The sequence below is a fragment of the Candidatus Thermoplasmatota archaeon genome, from assembly GCA_034660695.1.
In the GTDB taxonomy this organism is placed as follows: Archaea; Thermoplasmatota; E2; order UBA202; family DSCA01; genus JAYEJS01.
The window spans coordinates 1-4,229 of record JAYEJS010000142.1 but is presented as its reverse complement, the minus strand read 5'-3'; the positions used below and the strand labels follow the sequence as shown (position 1 = coordinate 4,229).

Genomic DNA, 4,229 nt, shown 5'->3' with positions numbered 1-4,229 from the left:
TTGTCTTAATTTCAATATATGACATAATAATAGTTAGGGTGCACAAGAATATAAATCTATCGGTTATAAAATGCGTTTGTGCCACCTAACAAGCTAGGAATCAAAATTTAAGGTTTGGTCTACTTAACCTGCTATCTGAAAAATCTGTGTATTTTTTCCACTACAGAAAGGCATGAAAGGAAATCGTCCATTGTATGCAATAGCGAGGGTACTGAATTCGCTTCTATTGTTGCCTCTACAATATTTTCTCTAACGCATGTCTTGACAAAAAATTCATTGTCGGGCCTTAATGCCCTCTCTATCTGTATTGCCTCCTCATTATCGCCGTATCCGAGCACGAGTTTGCATTTAGCCTTCATTTAAACCTCTCATAAAGCGATAAAAGCTTATCTGTGCACTTTTCGATTGAATACTCCATTGTAAATTTTTTTGCTTTCTCTGGCATTTCTTTTGCCCTCAATGACATTGTCATCTTTTCTGCAAAATCGTGTGCGTCATCGGGATTAAACAAAAAGCCGCATTTTCCATCTTCTATGATTTCTGGCAATGACCGTATTCTGGCAGCCACCACCGGCAGGCCCGCCGCCATAGCCTCAATAGCAACTATGCCCTGCGTTTCGTATTTGGAGGGAAATGCAAAAATATCGGCACATTTGTAGTAATCCGGCAGTTTTTCGTCCTCAATAAAGCCAGTGAATATGAATTTTTTGTTGAGTTTCATTTCCTTCACTTTATGCTTTAAACTCTCTGCGTATGGACCTTCTCCCACGATTATAAATATTGCATCTGGAACATCGTTCAACAATAAAGGGGCGGCATCTACCAACAAATCGAGGTTTTTCTCTTTGACGATTCTTCCCACATGCAGGACGACTTTTTCGTTCCCCAATCCCATTTCTTTTCTTGCTACCATGCCTTTGCCATAAGAGAATCTGTCCACATTTATACCCGTAGGGACTACCTCAATGATTTTTTCGGCCAATCTGCCGATCTCAATTTTTGCAGCGTTGCTCGGGGCAATTATGGCATTGCACCTTCTAAAATACCATTTCAGCCATGCCCGGAGCAGCCTTCCTGCAATATCTTGTATTAAGGGAGACGGGGATGCAAAATAGACGGAGTCTTCCAGAAATGTATGGTATGTAAAAATTAGCGGAATGCCATACTTATACGATGCAGCAACACCGTGCACGCCTATGACCCCTGGAGAATGCGAGTGGATTATGTCAGGCCTTATTTTTCTGATAATTTTTTTTGTCCTAGGACAGAATATCGAAAATATGGAAGCCATCCTGTAATTGGGATATTTTTTGAAAGGGCTTGCTTTATAATAAAAAATCCCCTCATCAAAATCATCAATGTTATTTTCTCCGGGAACAAAAAGATATATTTTATGTCCCCTTTTTTCTATTTCTTCCTTAAATGAAAGGAGAGAACTCACCACCCCATCCATGGCAGGCAGCCACGTATCTGTGAACCATGCCGCTTTCATACTATTCTCCAACAATTCTTACGGCTAAAAGCACTGCGGCAAGGGCAAGAAGCTCTCCAGCGACAACATCGGTAAACCAGTGGATGCCCAGATAAAGCGTTGCCAAAGGTATGGACATTGCAATAATGCTAGCTGCAACCGCAAATTTTTTGTAGTTTCTTATCCAGGCGGTTGCAGCCATGGCCATGGATATGCTACAATGCAAACTCGGAAAGCAGTTGTTAAGCGTGGTGAAAGCAAAAAAATTGTCGGTAACGCCGGGCCATATCTGCTGGAGCCGGAATGCAACAGCCCTTCCCTGATACCATGAATAATTCTGAGATGCCCACCAGACATCATTTACTGGAAAGAAGAGATAAAATGGTATTGCAACCGCTATTATTATCCCATAGATTGTTATGGCTAATTTCAATGCTTTCAAATCCTTGGAGAATATGTACAAAACCGGAGTGAAATATAAGAGAAATGTGAAACCGAACATGTATATGAAGACCATGTAATAATCGAGAAGCGGGTTGCTCCACGACTGGAAAAATCCGACGATATCCCCCTCCAGACAATATATCGTTCTTGTAAAATCCAGACTGAATTTTGATGTGACAACCGGGTCTATTTTTGTCTCCGTTATATGAATTAAAGATATGAGAATAAACAATATCCCAAAGAAAAAATAGTTTGTTAATTCAAAATTTTTTAACTTATTCGGCGTGCGGTTCTCCCTGAAATACAACATCCCCACTAACGACAGCATCAGATTTCCGGCTACGAGAAGAAATATAGCCCGCATCTTTTTCTATATAACTCCATATTTTAAGTATTTTTCTGAAAATTCGTCAAATCTGGAAGCATTTGCCCGTAATCGTCCTTTTCTCAATTTTTTAAGGAGTGTCATCTTCCAGTGCCCTGTACATTTTTATTACGCTCTCGACAGCCGTCTTTGCTCTCTCGATTCGTTCTTCTGCCTGCAATCGTGACATTCCCGGTCCTGTAATGCCCAGGCCTACAGGCTTATCGTACTGAATGGCCAGGTCAGCTATCTTTCTTGATGCATGCTGGATAACTATCTCATCGTGTTCCGTCTCCCCCTCTATCACCGCACCGATGGCAACAACACCATCGATCGTCATGCTCTGAAGCATTTTTTTTATTGCAAGCCCCATGTCAAACACGCCGGGCACTTTAATTACTTTGACAACCTTTGCTCCCAAAAACTCCGCGTGTTCCTTCGCCCGTTCGAGCATCATCATGGTGATGTCATAATTAAATTCAGAAACGACGATTCCTATTCTTATCTCTTCTTTTGTCTTCTCTTTTTCTCTCATGAGTGTGTATCAACTTTTTGTTTATTTATTTTTGCACATGCATCCGGTACAGACGCCGTGTCCGGCATCAAAATGCTCAGAACATACAGCACTGCCGCACAACCTGCAAGTATGCATTGCACCTGGCTTTCCGCAAATGGCACACAGCCCTACAAGTTCCATGAATTTAAAACCGTAATGCAATAAAAAGTTGTCGTCATTATTCTATAGACGATATATTTCGCAGGGAACATATTTAAAAATAAAATGGATTAAAAAATATGAAATTCGTCGTTCAGGAACATTTCGCTTCCCATCATCACTTCGATTTCCGTTTGGAGATGGATGAGATGGCAAAGAGCTGGGCTATTCCAAAGAACATGCCGGAAGGAAAAGAAAAAAGACTGGCAATACAGGTAGAGGATCATACCGTCGAGTATATGGATTTTGAGGGTGAGATACCTGAGGGGATGTACGGTGCTGGGAAGGTGAGCATATGGGATAAGGGAGAATACGAACTGATAAAGAAGGAAGAAAAGGAAATAGAAGTCCAACTCTCAGGACAAAAACTGAAAGGAAAATATGTACTCATCAAATTTCCCAAAGGAGGAAAAAATGCATGGCTGATTCAAAAAATTTAAATATCCAAAGATACTTATAGATATTGTGAAAGCAAAACAAATAAACTTGAAAATTCCTGAAAATTTGTATGTTGCTGCTAAGAGATACACAGAAGAATACGGTTTCAGAAATATACAGGATTTAGCTTTGGAGAGCATGAGAGAAAGAATTTTCGAAAAGAGTGGGTTCGATGAAACGTTTAGCGAGAAAGAGATAGAACTGGTTGATACCATCATTGAGGAATCCCTAAAGAGAAAAAAAGTTGTTTCCGAAGAAGAATTGCTTGAGACTTTGCGGGCATAGGCAATGATATTCACTATTAAAGCATTAGAGATATTCTTAGAGCAAATTAAGGTTCTGAATAAAAAATCAAAAAGGATCATTGAAAATAAAATACAATTAATTAAAGAGAATCCATACAGATTCAAACGTATTCACTCGCGTCTCTTCTCAAAAGTTTTTAGAGTACGGCTAAGCATTAAAGGAAAAGAGACACGGTTAATCTATGTCATTATCGAACCAAACATTATCTTGGTTTGTTTATTGTCAAGAAGAGATGATTACAAAGATTTGGAGAAATATCTGGAGAAAATAAAGGAGGAGTGAGAAATGTTATACGACTACACATATCTTTTTCGATTTTCTACTACTGCAGATAATATGATTTAGTTAGCCCATGATTGACATTATTTTAGTCAAAATGGAGTGAGAATCCTCTGGGCTTCAGCCCAGAGATGAATCACTCCACAATACTTTTTACTACGTTCCAGTTGGATACATAGTCCCAAGCCCAACCAGAACATGGTTGTAATTAG

Annotated in this window: 7 protein-coding genes; 2 read left to right on the top strand and 5 right to left on the bottom strand. The window is 39.6% G+C overall.

The genetic code is table 11. The features are described from left to right. Positions 1–131: 131 nt before the first annotated feature. The 5 genes from U9O96_07640 to U9O96_07620 all read right to left on the bottom strand — a co-directional run bounded on the left by U9O96_07640 (position 132) and on the right by U9O96_07620 (position 2,957). Complete coding sequence (locus U9O96_07640) at positions 132–359, bottom strand: KEOPS complex subunit Pcc1 (protein ID MEA2054956.1); 228 nt, start codon at positions 357–359, stop codon at positions 132–134. Then, positions 356–1,492 carry a glycosyltransferase gene (locus tag U9O96_07635; GenBank protein ID MEA2054955.1) on the bottom strand — a complete coding sequence of 379 codons (1,137 nt, stop codon included), beginning with the start codon at positions 1,490–1,492 and terminating at the stop codon, positions 356–358. Before U9O96_07635 ends, U9O96_07640 begins: the two co-directional genes overlap by 4 nt. Position 1,493: 1 nt before the next feature. Beyond that, a complete protein-coding gene (locus U9O96_07630; protein ID MEA2054954.1) occupies positions 1,494–2,279 on the bottom strand; it encodes a phosphatase PAP2 family protein in 786 nt (261 codons plus the stop codon). A 91-nt stretch (positions 2,280–2,370) separates the two neighbouring features. Continuing rightward, positions 2,371–2,814, bottom strand: coding sequence for a 6,7-dimethyl-8-ribityllumazine synthase (gene ribH / locus U9O96_07625; protein ID MEA2054953.1), 444 nt, complete (start codon positions 2,812–2,814; stop codon positions 2,371–2,373). Further along, a complete protein-coding gene (locus U9O96_07620; GenBank protein ID MEA2054952.1) occupies positions 2,811–2,957 on the bottom strand; it encodes a hypothetical protein in 147 nt (48 codons plus the stop codon). Before U9O96_07620 ends, ribH begins: the two co-directional genes overlap by 4 nt. A 117-nt stretch (positions 2,958–3,074) precedes the next feature. Between U9O96_07620 and U9O96_07615 the strand changes: the two genes are divergently transcribed. Together U9O96_07615 and U9O96_07610 are read left to right on the top strand one after the other, a co-directional pair. Next, the gene (locus tag U9O96_07615) at positions 3,075–3,434 is read left to right on the top strand and encodes a DNA polymerase ligase N-terminal domain-containing protein (GenBank protein ID MEA2054951.1); all 360 of its coding nucleotides are present in this window, start codon (positions 3,075–3,077) and stop codon (positions 3,432–3,434) included. Between the two features lie 25 nt (positions 3,435–3,459). Further along, complete coding sequence (locus U9O96_07610) at positions 3,460–3,717, top strand: hypothetical protein (protein ID MEA2054950.1); 258 nt, start codon at positions 3,460–3,462, stop codon at positions 3,715–3,717. Positions 3,718–4,229 lie beyond the last annotated feature (512 nt).